Origin of the sequence: Candidatus Berkiella aquae (genome assembly GCF_001431295.2) — a bacterium.
Classification (GTDB): domain Bacteria; phylum Pseudomonadota; class Gammaproteobacteria; order Berkiellales; family Berkiellaceae; genus Berkiella; species Berkiella aquae.
In genome coordinates this window covers 681,027-697,347 of the sequence record NZ_LKAJ02000001.1, presented here as the reverse complement: position 1 = coordinate 697,347, position 16,321 = coordinate 681,027, and the positions used below count along the sequence as shown (strand labels likewise).

Here is a 16,321-nt window from a genome sequence, read left to right as displayed (position 1 = left end):
ATAGTTACAGTATCAACCCTGAATAGTGATGATAATTTCTCTTTGATGGGGAGCATAACGATGCTCATATAAATAAATGCCTTGCCAAGTCCCCAAAGCCAATCGCCCTTCCTGAATGGGAATAGTTAAACTGGTTTGCGTTAAAATAGTACGAATGTGAGCGGGCATATCATCTGGGCCTTCATCATTATGTAAAAATAATGAATCACCATCTGGCACTAAACTGGCAAAATAATGATCAAGATCTTGCCGAACTTGCGGATCGGCATTTTCACAAATGATTAATGAAGCACTGGTGTGTTTAACAAACAAATGACACAAGCCAATAGCGTATTGGCTTTTTTTTACCCATGCTTGAATTTCGCGGGTGAGTTCAAGCGTACCACGGCCTTTGGTTTGTATGCTTAAATTTTGCTGAAAAAAAGCGCTCATGGCTGGGTAAGGCCTAATACATCACTCATGCTATAAAGCCCGGATTGCTTATCTTCTAGCCACTTGGCAGCATGCACGGCCCCTGTTGCAAAGGCTTGACGACTTGAAGCGCGATGGGTAATTTCAATACGTTCGCCGCTGCTTGCAAACAGCACGGTATGATCACCCGCAATATCCCCGCCTCGGATGGTAGAAAAACCTATCGTTTGCCGTTCACGTTCTCCGGTAATACCATGACGATCAAAAACCGCCACTTCATTGAAATCACGTCCTAAAGTTTGGGCAATCACTTCACCCATTTTAAGCGCTGTTCCTGAAGGGGCATCTATTTTATGACGATGATGTGCTTCGATAATTTCAATATCAACGGTATCACCCAGCACCGCTGCGGCTTGTTTTAAAAGTTCATAACAAAGATTCACGCCAATACTCATATTCGGCGCAAACACAATGGGAATATGGTTGCTGGCATCTTGAATGCGATGTTTTTGCTCATCACTAAAACCGGTCGTCCCTATCACCATTTTTTTATGGGCCTTTTGACAAATAGATAAATGTAATAAGGTAGAGGCAGGGATCGTAAAATCAATTAAGACATCGAATTGGTCAAGCACCTTATGGAGATCATCAACGGGCTTAATGTGAAGTGCTTCAATACCAGCAATCGAACCCACATCGGTATTTTTCAGTGGATTACCATGGGTTACGGTTGCGACGGTTAATTTGACCTCAGGCTGCAGTACTGCCGCTTGGACTAATGCTTTACCCATTCGCCCAGCACAACCTGCAATTGCAATTCTTAACATGACCAATCCTTAGCATTTTTATTGATGGATAAAGCATACTAAAGATTCGTTATTTTGACAAAATCGACAGATTTAGATGAGTTATTACTCGTACTAGGAGGGTAAGGTTTTGAATCGCAACAACTGCTACTTGTCATTGCGAGGAGCGTAGAGACGAAGCAATTTTGGAATAGCATCATGTTATCAGTGTAGATTGCTTCGTCGCTACGCTCCTCGAAATGACGAAAATATTGCCAAATAGCGTTATTTTCTAAAACTTCATTTTATCAAAAAAATCTTTTACTTTTCCGAACCACTTATTCACTCTCGGGCTATTTTTTCCCGCTTCATAATGGGTTTCGAATTCACGTAATAATTCTTTTTGTTTTTTATTTAAATCAACGGGTGTTTCAACAACGACACGGCATAATAAATCACCCTGACTTCGGCCTCGAATAGGACGCACACCTTTACCGGAAATTTTAAACACTTTACCTGTTTGTGTTTCTGAAGGGATATGTAATTTAACGCGCCCATCGAGTGTTGGCACTTCTAAGTCACCACCCAATGCTGCGGTGATAAAACTAATTGGCACTTCGCAGTAAAGATTCTCGCCGTCACGTTGGAAAATAGCATGTTCTTTAACGTGAACTTCTACGTATAAATCGCCTGCAATACCACCTTGGGGAGCCGCTTCTCCTTCGCCAGTTAAACGAATTCTGTCGCCTTCATCAACGCCTGCAGGTATTTTAACTTGTAATTTCTTTTCATCTTGTACCCGACCTTGTCCACGGCAAGGACGGCATGGATCAGAAATAATCTGTCCTGATCCTCGGCAAGTTGGGCAAGTTTGTTGTAGTGAAAAGAAACCTTGTTGCATACGAATTTGGCCATGACCATGGCAGCTATGACAAGTGGCTGGTTTGCTTCCTTTATTTGCACCACTGCCATGACAGCTTTGGCAAGAGACCCAGGTTGGCACTTGAATAGTGACATTCGCGCCACGTACCGCTTCTTCTAAAGACATTTCTAGCGCATAACGCAAATCAGCGCCTCGTGGTTGGCCACGGGAACGACCCTGTGCACCACCAAAAATATCCGCAAAAATATCGTTGAAAATATCGCCAAAACCGCCCTGGCCACCGCCCATACCATGTGAACCATCAACACCGGCATGGCCAAATTGATCGTAAGCTTGACGTTTTTGGTTGTCCATCAAGATTTCATAAGCCTCGGTGGCTTTTTTAAATTTTTCCTCATCGTCTTTATTGCCTTTAGTACGATCAGGATGATATTTCATTGCCAAACGACGATAAGCTTTTTTAATTTCAGCTTGATCGGCACCGCGTGAAACACCGAGCACTTCATAATAATCTTGTTTAGACATTCTTCAACCTATTCAACCATTCTTTTTTAATTTCCCATTGTGACAAAGCGAAACAACCATTTCTGGATTGCTTCGCTTCGCTCGCAATGACGGACAAGGGTCTTACTTTTTGTTATCCTTCACTTCTTCAAACTCAGCATCAACAACATCATCGTTGTGCTGCGCACCTGCACCTTGGTTGCCACCTTGCTGATGAGCGCCTTGTGCACCTGCTTGTCCAGCTTGACCTTCTGCACCACCATAAAGACGTTGTGCCATTTTAGCGGAAGCTTCACTGAGTCGTTGGGTCTTCGTTTCAATGGATTTTTTATCTTTATTGTCTTTATTTTTCAGCATATCTTTCAAATCGCTCATTGCGGATTCAATATCTGCACGTTCTTTAGGTTCTACTTTATCACCTAATTCTTTTAGCGATTTTTCAGTAGCATGAATTAAGCTATCTGCGCTGTTGCGAGCACTAACCAGTTCTGCAAATTCTTTATCTTCTGCTTCATGTTCATGCGCTTCATTAACCATTTTGTTAATTTCTTCATCGCTTAAACCGCTAGAAGGTTTAACAACCATTGATTGCTCTTTTGAGGTAGCTTTATCTTTAGCAGATACGTGCAAAATACCATTGGCGTCAATATCGAATGTCACTTCAATTTGTGGCATGCCACGTGGTGAGGGTGGGATATTGGTCAAATCGAATTGCCCTAAGAATTTATTCGCAGCCGCTTGTTCGCGTTCACCTTGGAAAATTCTCACGGTTACTGCCGTTTGGTTATCATCCGCTGTTGAGAACACTTGGCTTTTCTTAGTAGGAACAGTGGTATTTTTTTCGATTAACTTGGTCATCACACCACCCATGGTTTCAATACCTAAGGAAAGTGGTGTTACGTCAAGTAATAAAATGTCTTTTACGTCGCCAGATAATACGGCACCTTGAATCGCAGCACCAACCGCAACGGCTTCGTCAGGGTTCACGTCTTTACGAGGTGCTTGTCCAAAGAAAGATTCAACTTGTGCTTGTACTTTAGGCATACGGGTTTGACCGCCGACCAAGATAACCGCATTAATATCTTTGGTTGATTTACCTGCGTCTTTGAGCGCCGTTTTGCATGGCTCTAAAGTACGCTGAATTAAATCTTCTACTAATGATTCGAATTTAGCGCGTGTTAAACGGATATTCATATGCTTAGGACCAGAAGCATCTGCTGTGATGTAAGGCAGATTGATATCGGTTTGTTCACGTGAAGATAATTCGATTTTCGCTTTTTCAGCCGCTTCTTTTAAGCGCTGTAATGCTAATGGATCTTTACGTAAATCAACGCCGGTATCTTTGTTAAATTCTTCAACTAAATATTGAATAATGCGATCGTCAAAGTCTTCACCACCTAAGTGGGTATCACCGTTGGTTGCTAATACTTCAAATTGCTGCTCGCCATCAATATCGGCAATTTCAATAATAGAGACGTCAAAAGTACCGCCCCCTAAGTCGTAAACAGCAATAATGGTATCGCCAGACTTTTTATCCATACCAAATGCTAAAGCAGCAGCGGTAGGTTCGTTGATGATACGTTTAACATCAAGACCTGCAATTTTACCCGCATCTTTGGTTGCTTGACGTTGTGAATCATTAAAATAGGCAGGAACGGTAATAACCGCTTCGGTCACTTCATGCCCCAAATAATCTTCAGCGGTCTTTTTCATTTTTGCTAAAACAAGTGCTGAAATTTGTGGTGGTGCTATTTTTTCATTATTGCGACCTTCAACCCATGCATCGCCGTTATCAGCACGAACAATACTGTAGGCAATATGCGTATCACGTAAATTGGCATCGTCATATTTACGACCAATTAAACGTTTAACAGCATTGTAGGTATATTTAGGATTGGTAACTGCTTGGCGCTTTGCTGTTTGCCCAACAAGACGTTCACCATCTTCTGTAAATGCAACAATAGAGGGTGTTGTTCTATCACCTTCGCTATTTTCAATAACGCGAGGTTTACCATTTTCCATGATGGCTACGCAGGAATTTGTTGTTCCTAAGTCGATACCAATTACTACATTCTTTGCCATTGTTTCGTTTCTCCAGGCTTTTTAATAAAATTCAAATATGCTTACATCAATATATGGGCAAAATTTGCCAATTCAAGGATTGACTACTGTTCTTGTTTACTCGTCACAACCACCCGGGCTGGACGCAGTAAGCGATTTTGGAGCATATACCCTTTTTGTACCACCGCTAAAATACGATTCGGCTCTAAATCAGCACTTGGTTGAATCGAAATAGCTTCATGAAACGCGGGATTAAACACTTCGCCCACCGCGGGATCGATAGGTTTAATACCATGCTTATCCATTGCATTCATAAACACTGAATGTGTTAGTTTAATGCCTTCCACCAAATGATCAACCGTTATATTCTCTGTTTGGCTATAAGCGAGACCCTGATCAAGACTATCGAGTACTTGCAACATTTCACCTGCAAAGCGCTCAACTGCAAATTTACGTGCATTATCAACCTCTTGTTCAGCACGTCTTATCGCATTTTGTAATTCCGCTTCTTTACGAACGAGACGTTCCCAGTTTTCATCTGCTTTTGCCTGGGTTTCTTTCAAGGTTTTGTTTAATACATCGATTTGATCGTGTAATTCGGTTCTATCATCAGGCGCAAGCAAATGATCGTCGTTAACTACTGGAAAATCTTCTTCAAAGCGCTGTGAAGGGGTTTCTTCTCCTGGCTTATTCTTATTGTCTGACATCGTTAACCTCGCTCAAAGCTAATCTTATTTAAATGCTGCGCATTCGGGTAAAAAGTACATATGGTGACTAATTATCGTGTTTCAAGAGTGTTTCTAATATTTTTGCTGTTAATTCAACTATTGGAATGACTTTGTCATAACGCATCCGGGTAGGGCCTATCACCCCCAATACCCCAACGGTTTCACCGTCAATCTTGTAGCATGAGGTAATCACGCTGCATTCACGGAAGGCATCATAACCGGATTCCTCGCCAATAAACATCTGAACACCTTCGGTTTGTAAGCAATGATCGAGCAATTGCAAAATATGCTGCTTTTGTTTAAAAGCATCGAAAACCCGTTCAAGCTGTGTAATACCCCCAGGCGTCACTAAATTTTGGTGACCAGCTAAATAATATTCTTCTTGTTGCTTTTTGGGGATAAAAGCTTGGCTTGCCACATCAACCACCGCTTTCATTAAGCTATCCATTTGGGTTCTATCTTGGCTTAATGACTGCAGCAGCTCCTGACGAGCCGCATACAAATCTTTACCAGCAAAGTGCTGGTTTAAAAAATTACTGGCTTGGGTTAATTCACTCGCTGTGTATTTTTGCTGCGTGACAATAATACGGTTTTGTACTTCGCGATCATTGAAAACCAACACCACAAGAACGCGATAATCGGCTAACGGCAAGAATTCAACATGGCGCAGGATCTGATGCTCCCGATGGGGCATGGTCACAATCCCCACCATGTGGGTTAATTCAGAGAGCACATTGGAGGCATTCACAATCAAATGATTGGTGGGTTGTGACGGATCGAGCTGTTCCTCAACCTTTCTCGCTTCTTTAGCATCAAGGGGATGCACCGACAATAAACTATCAACAAAAAAGCGGATCCCTGCCGTCGTTGGGATACGCCCAGCCGAGGTGTGGGGTGAGGCTAAAAAACCCTTTTCTTCCAGATCACATAAGACCTTGCGCACGGTAGCCGTACTCAAACTCGGAAACGCTTCGCAAACAAGCGTTTTTGATCCCACGGGCTGGCCATCTCGGATGTATAATTCAACAAGATGCTTTAGCAGCAGTTGTGCACGTTCAGATATACTATTTGCTGTCATTTTCTAAAATGTGGCTATCCACGGTTATGTTTGAAGGTTACCTAAATTCATAATGTCCTTCATTTTAAATGGTTGATAGCTAAAGATCATCCCATCTTGGCGGGAGTTTTGCTGTGTTAGTAGGAGAGCATTGATATGGCCCCGATATTTTCTACCATTGGCTTGATAGGTAAACATGCTAATCCAGAGGTACAAAGCACGCTGGCCTCACTGGTCACATTCCTGCAAGCCCAAGGGATTGAGGTATTGATGGAGGCCTCTTGTGCCCAGGTCATGTCCCCCAGTTTGCCTATCAAGGCCATCTCTCGTGAGCAATTAGGCGCATTATGCGACTTAGTTATCGTTGTTGGCGGTGATGGCAGCTTACTCGATGCCGCACGCTCGGTGGTTGATCATGACGTACCTGTGGTTGGCGTCAATCGAGGACGCCTTGGATTTCTTACCGATATTTCACCCCAAGCACTCACCCAATCACTTGGCCCCATCTTACGGGGTGAATTCCAAGAAGAATTTCGTTTCTTTCTCGAAATGCAGCTTGTACGTGAAGATAACATTGTTTCAACAGGGACAGCTTTAAATGATGTGGTTCTGTATTCTGGTGATATCGCTAGAATGATGGATTTCCAAGTCATCATTGACGATCAATTTGTTTATCGGCAACGCTCTGATGGCTTAATTACCGCAACACCCACAGGCTCCACGGCTTATGCCCTCTCGGGCGGTGGCCCTATTTTACATCCTTCACTCGCTGCAATTGTGATGGTTCCTATGCATCCGCACACCCTCAGTTCTCGTCCCATTGTCGTCGATAGCAATGCCAAAATTGAATTACACATCATGCCAGATAGTTTACTCAATCCCAGGCTCAGTTGTGATGGCCAAATCCATTTTGATGCCAAACCAGATGATAGAATTGTGATTAAACGTAAAAGCAAACAATTACGGCTCTTGCACCCTACCGACTATGATTATTATTATACGCTGCGTAGCAAGTTGGGCTGGAGTGCATAGCAATGTTGCAACATCTTTACATTAAAGATCTCGCCGTGGTCGCCTTTGCAGATATTCATTTTGCAACCGGTATGACGGTTATCACCGGTGAAACAGGCGCCGGCAAAAGTATTTTGCTTGATGCCCTAGGGCTTGCTATTGGTGAACGCGGCGATAGTCAGATGATTCGCCCAGGCGCCGAGAAGGCAGAAATTGCAGCTACTTATGATGTTAGCTCTCTGTCCGGTGCAATCTTATGGCTGAGCGATCTCGATCTTTGTAATGATGACGGCTCACAACTTTGTATTATTCGACGAATACTGTATGCCAACGGTCGCTCTAAAGCATTCATCAACGGCCGTCCTGTCACCAGCACCCAGCTACGATTATTGGGTGAATATTTGGTGCAAATTCATGGACAGCATCAGCATCAATTATTATTAAAACCGACGGAACAATGTCGTTTGTTAGATGCCTTTGGCCAACATGAAGCCCTGGTTAGCCAAGTCAAAACGGCCTATAAAGATTATGATCATTTGTTGCAACAACGTCAGCGGTTACTAAATGCCAGTCAAACAGATGAAGCAAAAATTGATTTACTGCATTATCAAATTGCTGAGCTACAAAATTTGCAACTTGGCGAACAGGAACTGCAATTACTCGATAAAGAATACGATCAACTAGCACATGCTCGCACTTTTGTTGAAAGTGGCGAACAAGCGTTAGCCTTATTAGAAAATGACCAAGAGGGCAATATTTTACAGTGGCTAGCGCAACTTGAAATTATTTTACGCCCTTTAGCGGAAAAGAATCATCGCTTGAAGAATGCCTTTGAATGCGTTGAAAATGCGAGCATTCAATTGCAAGAATCACAAAATGATCTGACTGCTTTTGTCAGCCAATTAGAGATTGATCCCGAAAGATTACATACTGTGGGGCAACGCTTAGAACGCATTCATGAAGTTGCTCGTAAACATAAAGTAGAAGCAACCCATTTATTTCAACATTTTTGCCAGTTACAACAACAAGCTTCTCAATATGCTAATCAAGAACAGCTGGTTGCTCAATTAGATCAAGATATTGCACTGGCGAAAAAACAATATCAACGGATCGCGCTGCAATTAACGAAAGCGCGAAAACAAGCCGCAACACAGCTTGCGCATGAAGTCACCGCTTGTGTACAACAATTAGCTATGCCAGGTGCCATTTTCACGATTGAATTACAAGCCTTTCATAATGATGAACTGCATATGCAAGGCAATGAAACCATTTGTTTTGGTATCAGTGCCAACCCAGGTCATCCAGCACAACCCTTACATAAGGTCGCATCCGGTGGCGAGTTATCGCGTATTAGTTTAGCGTTACAATTAATCACCGCAAAATTCGTTGCGACTCCCTGTTTAGTGTTTGACGAAGTCGATGTGGGAATAAGTGGCAAAGTCGGCGCGCTGGTTGGCAAAGCTTTACAACGTTTAGGACAAGATGCACAAGTCCTTTGTGTCACCCATTTACCGCAAGTCGCTGCCTGTGGAGATAATCATCTACAAGTGGTTAAAAAACGCTCAGAATCGCAAACCATCACTGAAATAACCTCCCTGTCACAAACAGAGCGTGTCGAGGCAATTGCGCATATGTTAGGCGGGGTTGATGTGACAGCACAAGCGAAAGCCAATGCGAAACAATTGCTACGTCAATCAGAGAAGACCGAAGCTTAACCTTTATTACTGGTCATACATCCATCACTTCATCCCATGCGCTTGAAAAGGATCGTTTAAAAGCCGATAGCCTTAGCATTCAAACCAGACTCATATCAAGTGGCATGCTAAAGTTATTCACAGGTAAAACCATTCTTTTATTAATATTGAGCATTGCCGCAGGTAGTGTCGATACCATTGGTTTTTTAGGATTTGAAGGATTATTTGCGGCTCATATTACTGGCAATATCGTGATTGTGGGTGCTCATTTTGTCACTGGAAAGTTTAGTCAAACAGGCCCTTTGCTGGCCGTACCGGTTTTTATGTTAGTGCTGTGTTTGGTCAGTGCGGCCGCAGGGCGCATTGAAAAAGCCGGCATTCCTGTATTAGTACCATTGCTTATTTTACAATCTTTATTGCTTATTTTTTCTTGGGTATTAGCGATTTGCTTTGGTCCTTTTGCTAATATCGATGGCGCTGTGGCTGTTTTAACTGGCATGCTACTGGTAGGCGCCATGGCAGTACAAAGTGCGGCGGTGAAATTAGCTATCAAAGGCGCTCCTTCTACCGTTGCGATGACTAATAATGCCACTCAATTAAGCTTAGATCTAGCGCTCTTAGCTCATCAACATCAAGCAAGTGAAGAAAAAACAATTGCTGCCAAACAACAAGTTAAGTTGACCAGCAGCAGTCTATTTGGCTTTATTATCGGTTGTGGGTTAGGGGCTGTGCTACAAGTGTTATTCGACTTGAACGCATTATTGCTTCCGATTGTCATGGCATTTCTTTGTATTTTTGTGGCATTAAAAATAAAAAACGGCACTGATTAAGTGCCGTTTCAAAGATATCACTATTTGCAATAATGATGTTCTAATTTGTCATTAATCTTATCTGCAATTTTTTTATAACCATCTTCTACCTTATCTAGTCCATCGTCAATAACTTCTTTTGTTTTATCAAAATAGTTTTGATCATCTTCTTTATGACCACCCGCAATTTGTTGAGTTTCATTGATTGATAAATTTTTCATGATTTTTCTCCTTATTTATTATGTCGTTATTAACCTAGTTAATCATTTAGCGTATCGTAATAATATTCCACATTCCACTTCTTATGCCTTTTACACCATCTCTTAGAGTGTTTCTTTTCATGGCTATTATTCAATGCATAGGAAAAATTATCTGATTCTTCTGAGCGTTTTTCTTTTCTTTTATGTTTTTTCATCATATATCCTCCCTATTAGTGTTGAACTTCCCAACCATAGGCTTTTATAAATTTCTTAATTTCAATTTCAGCACGCTCTTTAGTATAACCATAACGTTTGCGTAACAATGCACAAAGTGACTCAGTTTTATCTTCTAACATGGCAACATCATGCTGAGTAAATTCACGCCACCATAATCGAAGCTTTAATTTAACTTCCTCCCAATGAACTTGAATCAAATCGTTTGCATCTTTAATTTTATATTGATAATAATTGCGATTATTCAAATTTGAGCCTCCGTTTTTTCCGTAAAAGAATATGTTTTTTGTATAATGCATAACTCCTCCTTTTACTCATTAACTAAGCAAGCCAAACTTTTAATTCGGAACGCACTGCTCTGACTTCTTTAATGCTTTCAACTAAATTCAAAGCGACATTTTCTTCAAACTGGGTATCGACCTCCCCAGTTAGCACCACAATTTGCTCTTGCGTGTTAACATGAATATCGCGAGCTGACAAGGTTGGCTCTTGAATAAAAAGGGCCTTGGCCTTGACAGTAATCATCGCATCAACTGCAGCATCTTCTAGCTGAAATTCTGCTTTTTTGAACGATTCTTCCACTTTTCTTGATGCATTCACATTCAACACAATTAAGACAGGAATTAACAGTGCGAGAAATATGGCAATTTTTAATTGTTTCATTTTACCTCCTTGTTCATCATCTTTATGTCGAGTTAACAAAAATGATAACGAATGCCTATAGCGGTATTATTGGTAGGTAATCGTGAATGTTCCATTTCATCATGTCGATGACTGGTTTGAAATTCATGTGCAAGATAAGCATTCACATTAGGCGTAACATCGTAGCCTACCCCTAAAACAAATTTAGCGGCTAATCCATCTTTATGATTTTCAGAAGTCATCCCATTATGGTTGTATTTAAATTTCTGAAATGTTGCAGAAGGGCCTGCCTTAGCAAAAAAATCGACTACGGGCGTTACATAAACATCTAAAACCGCTAAAGCATCTAAGCCTATTCGTCTCACTGAACCAACATCATTTGCAGCTTGATTAGAGATTGTATAATGTGCATTTTCAAAAAAATTGATCCCCCCTTCAATGCCGACCTTAGTATCTTGATCATATCCCCATTGGTATCCTGCTGCGACTCTACCTTGCGCTTTTCTTGCTTCAAAATCAGAATAAGGTTTTTCTGCAATCTCTATTTGTGCACTGACATAAGGGGTTTCTGGCATAAATTCTGGAATACAAGCATATGTCGTTGGAATGATTGAAGAAACTAATATACCGAGGATGTTTGTTTTTATATTATTTTTCATATCTAACCTCCTTTTGAAAAATATTATTTTTTTATTCGGCCTCTAAAGCTATTTTTACCTTCCCTTATTTCATTTTTCATGTCAACCCAAAAAAATTATTTTATTTTTCGAATGCTTGTTTTTTTATTTTGAACATTTATTTGAAATTTAAGTAATTTTTTTTCAAATTCATCATCGCTTAAATTCGATAAAATATGCATGATTCTCATTTCTTTCCATGCACGATTCATTTGAACAATTGTTGAATTCCAATTGCTTTTAGGCATCGTCGATCCCTCACGAAAATGTCATCAATTCAATAACCATTTCTATTGGTAATTAAAAAATGAAATAGAATAGGCTTTAGAATTTAAGGAGGTAAAATCTTAATGCTAGGTAATAGGTGTATGAGTTTTGATATATCTAGTATTTTCATAAAAAGTCTCCAAGCGATGTTATTTTTCTGTTTGCAATGTAATTTATTTACATTGTCATCACTTTGTTTATTTTTATTTAGTTACTAAAAAAATTTAGCAAGGAATATCAGCTTACGCTTTTTTGCGATAAATGACAACCCTTTGCTTTAGTTAACAAACCTATCCCCTGTTAACTAAAGGTACTCAAAGAGTACCTTTAGGCTAATTTTCTCACTCTTAGGCTTTCAAACGAGCTTTTTTTCTTACTGGCATTTCATTTAACAAATGAAACATTTCTTCTTCAATAAATTTCTTTGATTCCTGCATTTTAATATTTTGGTGTAATAAAGCTTCAGGCGTTTCACTTAATTTAACGCTACTAGCATATGTGTTAAACATCGTTACCCAAACCTTGCCGCTTTTCAATTGCTTTCTAAACAAATTACGTCCTGGCTCTGTATCCAATTTTGTCAGATCATCACCCAGCGATAATAATCTCTTAACACAGACAAAGTGATTATATTCAAATGCAATCTCTAATGCCGTTCGACCTAATCTATCTCGATAGGAAAATTATTTTTGTTTTAATGAAGGTGAGGCATGATCAAGTAAATAAGTGGCCATTTCAGGTTCATTTCTGAACACAGCATGATATAAGTGGTTTTCATGTTGAGTAAGTAATTCAGGGTTAATCTTAATAAAAAGGGCACGGAGTGAGTACCCTTTTTTATTTGGTGAATGATTTTACAACGTATTTGCTTTGCAAATAGCGGTTGCTTCTGGTGTTGCATGTTGAGTCGCAAATCTTTGGAAAAATTGCTTTTGCTTTTCTTTATCCATTTTTGCAAGAGCAGTAAAAACTCTATCAAAGCATTCATGATTCACTAATTTTTCATGCGCGGTTGGTGTAAATTTCCCTACTTCTTCTGCCGCTTCTGGATTTTCGGCAAGAAATGCTTCTAATTTTTGTTTATGTGCTTCAATATCATCTAGTGACACAATACGTGCAACGGGTATAGCCGTGGTATCAACAACGTGAGTATTAGGTTTAATTTTGTTACGAACAACTTGCCCACCTTTTTGCGCAAGGGTTGTCGCCGCTTGAATCACAACAGGGGCACCTAAATAACCAAAGCCCTCTCGTGCAATCACATAAGGAACATAAGTATAAGGTGAGGTAGGACGGCCAACCGTATTATCAACAACCATGTCAAAGAGCTCTCTTAAGTAAGGCGCTGTAAACAAGCTTGCTGCTAAGGAACCTACATATTTAACGTTTTCTACGAATTTGTCTTTGAATGCTGCCCAAGTCATTATATCGAACCTTTAGTAAAATCAAGTTGGCTGACATAGTATTGGATAGCCCAGCAAAAAGCTAGCTTTCAAATAGCGCTTTATCAGGGGATAAACGGTCTAGTCGATAAGCTGCTATTCCTGGCAGCTCTTGCACGTACCATAAAGATAGAGGCAATGCTCTGTGATACTGAAACCAAATTGCTTAGCAATCGCTATCTGGCGTTCTTCAATAACCTTATCAACAAATTCTTCAACCTTCCCACATTTGATACAAACCAAATGGTCATGGTGATGCCCTGCATCGAGCTCAAATACCGCGTGGCCGCCCGTATCAAAATGATGGCGAATAACGAGTCCTGCGGCTTCAAATTGGGTTAGAACGCGATAAACCGTTGCCAGGCCCACATCATCACCGGACTCTAGCAAGGTTTTATAGACATCTTCGGCACTGATATGTCGCTGTTTGGCGTTTTCTAAGATACTTAGAATCTTCAAACGGGGGAGCGTTACTTTCAATCCTGCTTTTTTGAGTTCTTTATCATCAAGTTTATCTTCTGACATTTTTTATAAAGCATCTCTTTGATTTTGACTTGCCAAGGCTATCATTTCCCAGCACTGCATGCATCCCCACTAACTTGATACCCTGCTTGGGAAATGTTAGCCTTGCTCCCATTATAGAGTCTACAAAGTTATATTAAGCTTACTAAGATAATACGATGAAAGTTCAACCCCGTACTCTACGACAATGTGCCTGTTGGTTACTTTTAAGCTTGAGCTTAAGCGCTTGCTTTGTACGCCCCTATCGCTTCGATCTGATTCAAGGAAATGATATCTCAACAGAATCTATTTCATTGATTCATGCGGGCATGAGCGAAGAAGAAGTTCGCTATATTCTCGGTACTCCCATGTTACATGACGTTTTTCATACCAATCGTTGGGATTATGTCTATCTTGAAAAGCCGAATGAAGGTGAAGAAATACGTCGTCATTTAGCCATTTATTTTGAAAATGGCTATGTTGAAAAAATTACGCAGGATCCTTTGCCCGAAGTGGCTTAAATTTTTTCTTTTTGACCATTTGTATACGATCTTTTCTCGCTTGCATTGGATCTTTATGTAAGGGTCGATAGATTTCAACTCTATCCTCTTCACTTAAGATGTGATCGAGTGTTTTCAATTCCCCAAAGATCCCAACCTGATTTCGTCGCTTTAAATCCTCGGTGAAAAGATCGATTTCAGGAAAAAACGATAATAACCCCGAGCTTTCGATGGCTTGTAAGAGCGTCGTACCCGCAGGAACCGTTAAATCGACTATTTTGTATTGATCAGAAGCCGCTGCAAAAACGACTTTGACGGCAAGGTCATTATCCGGCATAAACTTGATGTGCTCGTTTGGTAAAAGATTCAACCATGCTACTGGCCATTTGATGAAAGAAAGGCCCTAGGGCAAAAGCTAATAGCTTATTGTTAAATTCAAATGATAAGTTCAGAGTAACTCTGCTACCTTGATCGGCAATGGATTCAAATTGCCATAACCCTTCCAGATGGCGAAATGGCCCTTGGAGCAAACGCATTTCAACACGTTTATGGGGTAGCAAACGATTGACGGTGGTAAAGGATTTAGCAAGCGCCCCTTTGGCAAAATGGACAGTTGCTTGGATTTCTTCTGATGTCCGGCTCAAAATCTCGGTATTTGGGCACCAGGGCAAGAATTGGGGATATTGTTCAATATCGTTCACTAAATCGTACATTTGGGCACAACTGAACGGTACAAAAGCGCTACGAAAGATGGTTGCCATCGTCTTTTGTCTCCCCCTTTATCATTTATTGGGCCTATTATAATAGTAATGATTTATTTTTCTAAGCACCCACGTATAATATTCTGACTATGAGTAAGAAAAAACCGTCAAACGACAATTCGCGGATTGCTGAAAACCGCAAAGCCCGCCATGAATACAGCATTGAAGAAACCTTCGAAGCAGGCGTGGTCCTGCAAGGTTGGGAAGTGAAAAGCTTGCGTGCTGGTAAAGGTGGTATTGCAGATAGTTATGTCATCATTAAAGGGGGCGAAGCGTGGCTATTAGGTGCGCAAATTACTCCTTTACTCAGTGCATCAACGCATATACACCCTGAACAAGGCCGTACTCGTAAGTTACTGCTGAATAAAAAAGAGCTAAGAAGGCTGATTGGTGCGGTTGAACGCAAAGGCTATACCATCGTTGCATTAAACATGTACTGGAAAAATAGTTTCGTCAAAATCAATATTGGCGTTGCTAAAGGTAAGAAATTGCACGATAAACGCCAAACTGAAAAAGAAAAAGATTGGCAACGCGAGAAGCAGCGGTTAATGAGCTTAAAGCGTTAGTATACTCTCGTAGGCTAAGGCCCTTAAATTGATTTTTGTAGTTATAAAGCGTATCCTATTTAGTTGGGGGCGACCTGGCTTCGACGCAGATCGTGAAACCCAAGGTGCATGCCGAGCATACAGTTTAATCCTCGTAAAACTTAACTGTCTTGTTATAGATGCAAACGACAACATCTATGGAGCTGCCGACAAAAAAGTCGCGTAAAGCTCTCCTTCTACCAGCTGTGCTTATGCGGTTGGCTAGGGGGTCGATTACATAAGACCGCTTAACTGTTTGCTCTCGTCAGTTGGGCTAAATAAACTGAGAGCTGGTTTGATGGGTCCCCGCTAGATCAGGACACATTGAACGACAACGATGGTCTAGATAAGCATGTAGACCCTTCGGCATAACATGTGCGGACGCGGGTTCAATTCCCGCCGCCTCCACCACATTCACTTCCAACTAAATCTCATAACGTCTCAAAACCCTTGTAAATAAAGGGTTTTTCGTTTATAACATTGTCCCACAAGATCTCACCAATACCCCCTACATCCCCACTCAAATTGGGGCCCCTGTCGGGGCACAATAACAATTGCTGAATATAGGAG

At 40.9% G+C, this 16,321-nt stretch carries 22 protein-coding genes and 1 other RNA gene; 6 read left to right on the top strand and 17 right to left on the bottom strand.

Going from position 1 to position 16,321, the window contains the following annotated elements:
- Positions 1-12: 12 nt before the first annotated feature.
- The 6 genes from HT99x_RS03405 to hrcA form a co-directional block, all read right to left on the bottom strand.
- Positions 13-432: a secondary thiamine-phosphate synthase enzyme YjbQ gene (locus HT99x_RS03405; RefSeq protein WP_075065669.1), complete on the bottom strand. Its 420-nt coding sequence runs from the start codon at positions 430-432 to the stop codon at positions 13-15.
- The gene (gene dapB / locus HT99x_RS03400) at positions 429-1,238 is read right to left on the bottom strand and encodes a 4-hydroxy-tetrahydrodipicolinate reductase (RefSeq protein ID WP_075065670.1); all 810 of its coding nucleotides are present in this window, start codon (positions 1,236-1,238) and stop codon (positions 429-431) included. The genes HT99x_RS03405 and dapB overlap by 4 nt, the downstream gene beginning before the upstream one ends.
- Positions 1,239-1,488: 250 nt before the next feature.
- Entirely contained in the window at positions 1,489-2,604 is a 1,116-nt protein-coding gene (gene dnaJ / locus HT99x_RS03395) for a molecular chaperone DnaJ (protein WP_075065671.1), read from the bottom strand.
- 102 nt (positions 2,605-2,706) lie between these two features.
- Positions 2,707-4,665 carry a molecular chaperone DnaK gene (gene dnaK, locus HT99x_RS03390; RefSeq protein WP_075065672.1) on the bottom strand — a complete coding sequence of 653 codons (1,959 nt, stop codon included), beginning with the start codon at positions 4,663-4,665 and terminating at the stop codon, positions 2,707-2,709.
- 83 nt (positions 4,666-4,748) lie between these two features.
- Entirely contained in the window at positions 4,749-5,351 is a 603-nt protein-coding gene (gene grpE, locus HT99x_RS03385) for a nucleotide exchange factor GrpE (RefSeq protein WP_075065673.1), read from the bottom strand.
- A 67-nt stretch (positions 5,352-5,418) separates the two neighbouring features.
- Positions 5,419-6,450: a heat-inducible transcriptional repressor HrcA gene (gene hrcA / locus HT99x_RS03380; protein ID WP_075065674.1), complete on the bottom strand. Its 1,032-nt coding sequence runs from the start codon at positions 6,448-6,450 to the stop codon at positions 5,419-5,421.
- A 135-nt stretch (positions 6,451-6,585) separates the two neighbouring features.
- On the opposite strand from hrcA, the gene HT99x_RS03375 reads away from it, so the two are divergent.
- The 3 genes from HT99x_RS03375 to HT99x_RS03365 all read left to right on the top strand — a co-directional run bounded on the left by HT99x_RS03375 (position 6,586) and on the right by HT99x_RS03365 (position 9,964).
- The gene (locus tag HT99x_RS03375) at positions 6,586-7,461 is read left to right on the top strand and encodes an NAD(+) kinase (protein WP_075065675.1); all 876 of its coding nucleotides are present in this window, start codon (positions 6,586-6,588) and stop codon (positions 7,459-7,461) included.
- Positions 7,462-7,463: 2 nt separating this feature from the next.
- Positions 7,464-9,155: a DNA repair protein RecN gene (gene recN / locus HT99x_RS03370; protein ID WP_075065676.1), complete on the top strand. Its 1,692-nt coding sequence runs from the start codon at positions 7,464-7,466 to the stop codon at positions 9,153-9,155.
- A gap of 104 nt (positions 9,156-9,259) precedes the next feature.
- Positions 9,260-9,964, top strand: coding sequence for a DUF1275 family protein (locus tag HT99x_RS03365; RefSeq protein WP_075065677.1), 705 nt, complete (start codon positions 9,260-9,262; stop codon positions 9,962-9,964).
- 20 nt (positions 9,965-9,984) lie between these two features.
- Here the strand turns inward: HT99x_RS03365 and HT99x_RS03360 are convergent, their stop codons facing one another.
- The 9 genes from HT99x_RS03360 to fur all read right to left on the bottom strand — a co-directional run bounded on the left by HT99x_RS03360 (position 9,985) and on the right by fur (position 13,930).
- Positions 9,985-10,164: a hypothetical protein gene (locus HT99x_RS03360; protein WP_075065678.1), complete on the bottom strand. Its 180-nt coding sequence runs from the start codon at positions 10,162-10,164 to the stop codon at positions 9,985-9,987.
- Positions 10,165-10,202: 38 nt separating this feature from the next.
- A complete protein-coding gene (locus HT99x_RS03355; protein WP_158003361.1) occupies positions 10,203-10,361 on the bottom strand; it encodes a hypothetical protein in 159 nt (52 codons plus the stop codon).
- A gap of 12 nt (positions 10,362-10,373) precedes the next feature.
- On the bottom strand, positions 10,374-10,676 hold the full coding sequence (locus tag HT99x_RS03350; RefSeq protein WP_083482819.1) for a CsbD family protein: 303 nt from the start codon (positions 10,674-10,676) through the stop codon (positions 10,374-10,376).
- 22 nt (positions 10,677-10,698) lie between these two features.
- Complete coding sequence (locus HT99x_RS03345; protein WP_075065679.1) at positions 10,699-11,040, bottom strand: BON domain-containing protein; 342 nt, start codon at positions 11,038-11,040, stop codon at positions 10,699-10,701.
- A 32-nt stretch (positions 11,041-11,072) separates the two neighbouring features.
- Entirely contained in the window at positions 11,073-11,678 is a 606-nt protein-coding gene (locus HT99x_RS03340) for an outer membrane protein (RefSeq protein WP_075065680.1), read from the bottom strand.
- Positions 11,679-11,773: 95 nt separating this feature from the next.
- A complete protein-coding gene (locus HT99x_RS03335; protein ID WP_158003362.1) occupies positions 11,774-11,944 on the bottom strand; it encodes a hypothetical protein in 171 nt (56 codons plus the stop codon).
- A gap of 366 nt (positions 11,945-12,310) precedes the next feature.
- Positions 12,311-12,472, bottom strand: coding sequence for a hypothetical protein (locus HT99x_RS03330; RefSeq protein ID WP_158003363.1), 162 nt, complete (start codon positions 12,470-12,472; stop codon positions 12,311-12,313).
- 345 nt (positions 12,473-12,817) lie between these two features.
- On the bottom strand, positions 12,818-13,387 hold the full coding sequence (locus HT99x_RS03325; RefSeq protein WP_075065681.1) for a hypothetical protein: 570 nt from the start codon (positions 13,385-13,387) through the stop codon (positions 12,818-12,820).
- A 114-nt stretch (positions 13,388-13,501) separates the two neighbouring features.
- On the bottom strand, positions 13,502-13,930 hold the full coding sequence (gene fur, locus HT99x_RS03320; RefSeq protein WP_075065682.1) for a ferric iron uptake transcriptional regulator: 429 nt from the start codon (positions 13,928-13,930) through the stop codon (positions 13,502-13,504).
- Between the two features lie 155 nt (positions 13,931-14,085).
- Here fur and HT99x_RS03315 point away from each other — a divergent pair, with 155 nt between their 5' ends.
- The gene (locus HT99x_RS03315; protein WP_075065683.1) at positions 14,086-14,427 is read left to right on the top strand and encodes an outer membrane protein assembly factor BamE domain-containing protein; all 342 of its coding nucleotides are present in this window, start codon (positions 14,086-14,088) and stop codon (positions 14,425-14,427) included.
- On the opposite strand, the gene HT99x_RS03310 is transcribed toward HT99x_RS03315, so the two are convergent.
- Entirely contained in the window at positions 14,396-14,743 is a 348-nt protein-coding gene (locus HT99x_RS03310) for an RnfH family protein (RefSeq protein WP_075065684.1), read from the bottom strand. The genes HT99x_RS03315 and HT99x_RS03310 overlap by 32 nt on opposite strands.
- Positions 14,733-15,167 (bottom strand): SRPBCC family protein, encoded by a 435-nt coding sequence (locus HT99x_RS03305; RefSeq protein ID WP_075065685.1) that lies wholly within the window; start codon positions 15,165-15,167, stop codon positions 14,733-14,735. Before HT99x_RS03305 ends, HT99x_RS03310 begins: the two co-directional genes overlap by 11 nt.
- Positions 15,168-15,256: 89 nt before the next feature.
- On the opposite strand from HT99x_RS03305, the gene smpB reads away from it, so the two are divergent.
- A complete protein-coding gene (gene smpB / locus HT99x_RS03300) occupies positions 15,257-15,733 on the top strand; it encodes an SsrA-binding protein SmpB (RefSeq protein WP_259565357.1) in 477 nt (158 codons plus the stop codon).
- 65 nt (positions 15,734-15,798) lie between these two features.
- Positions 15,799-16,162: a transfer-messenger RNA gene (gene ssrA / locus HT99x_RS03295) on the top strand.
- Positions 16,163-16,321 lie beyond the last annotated feature (159 nt).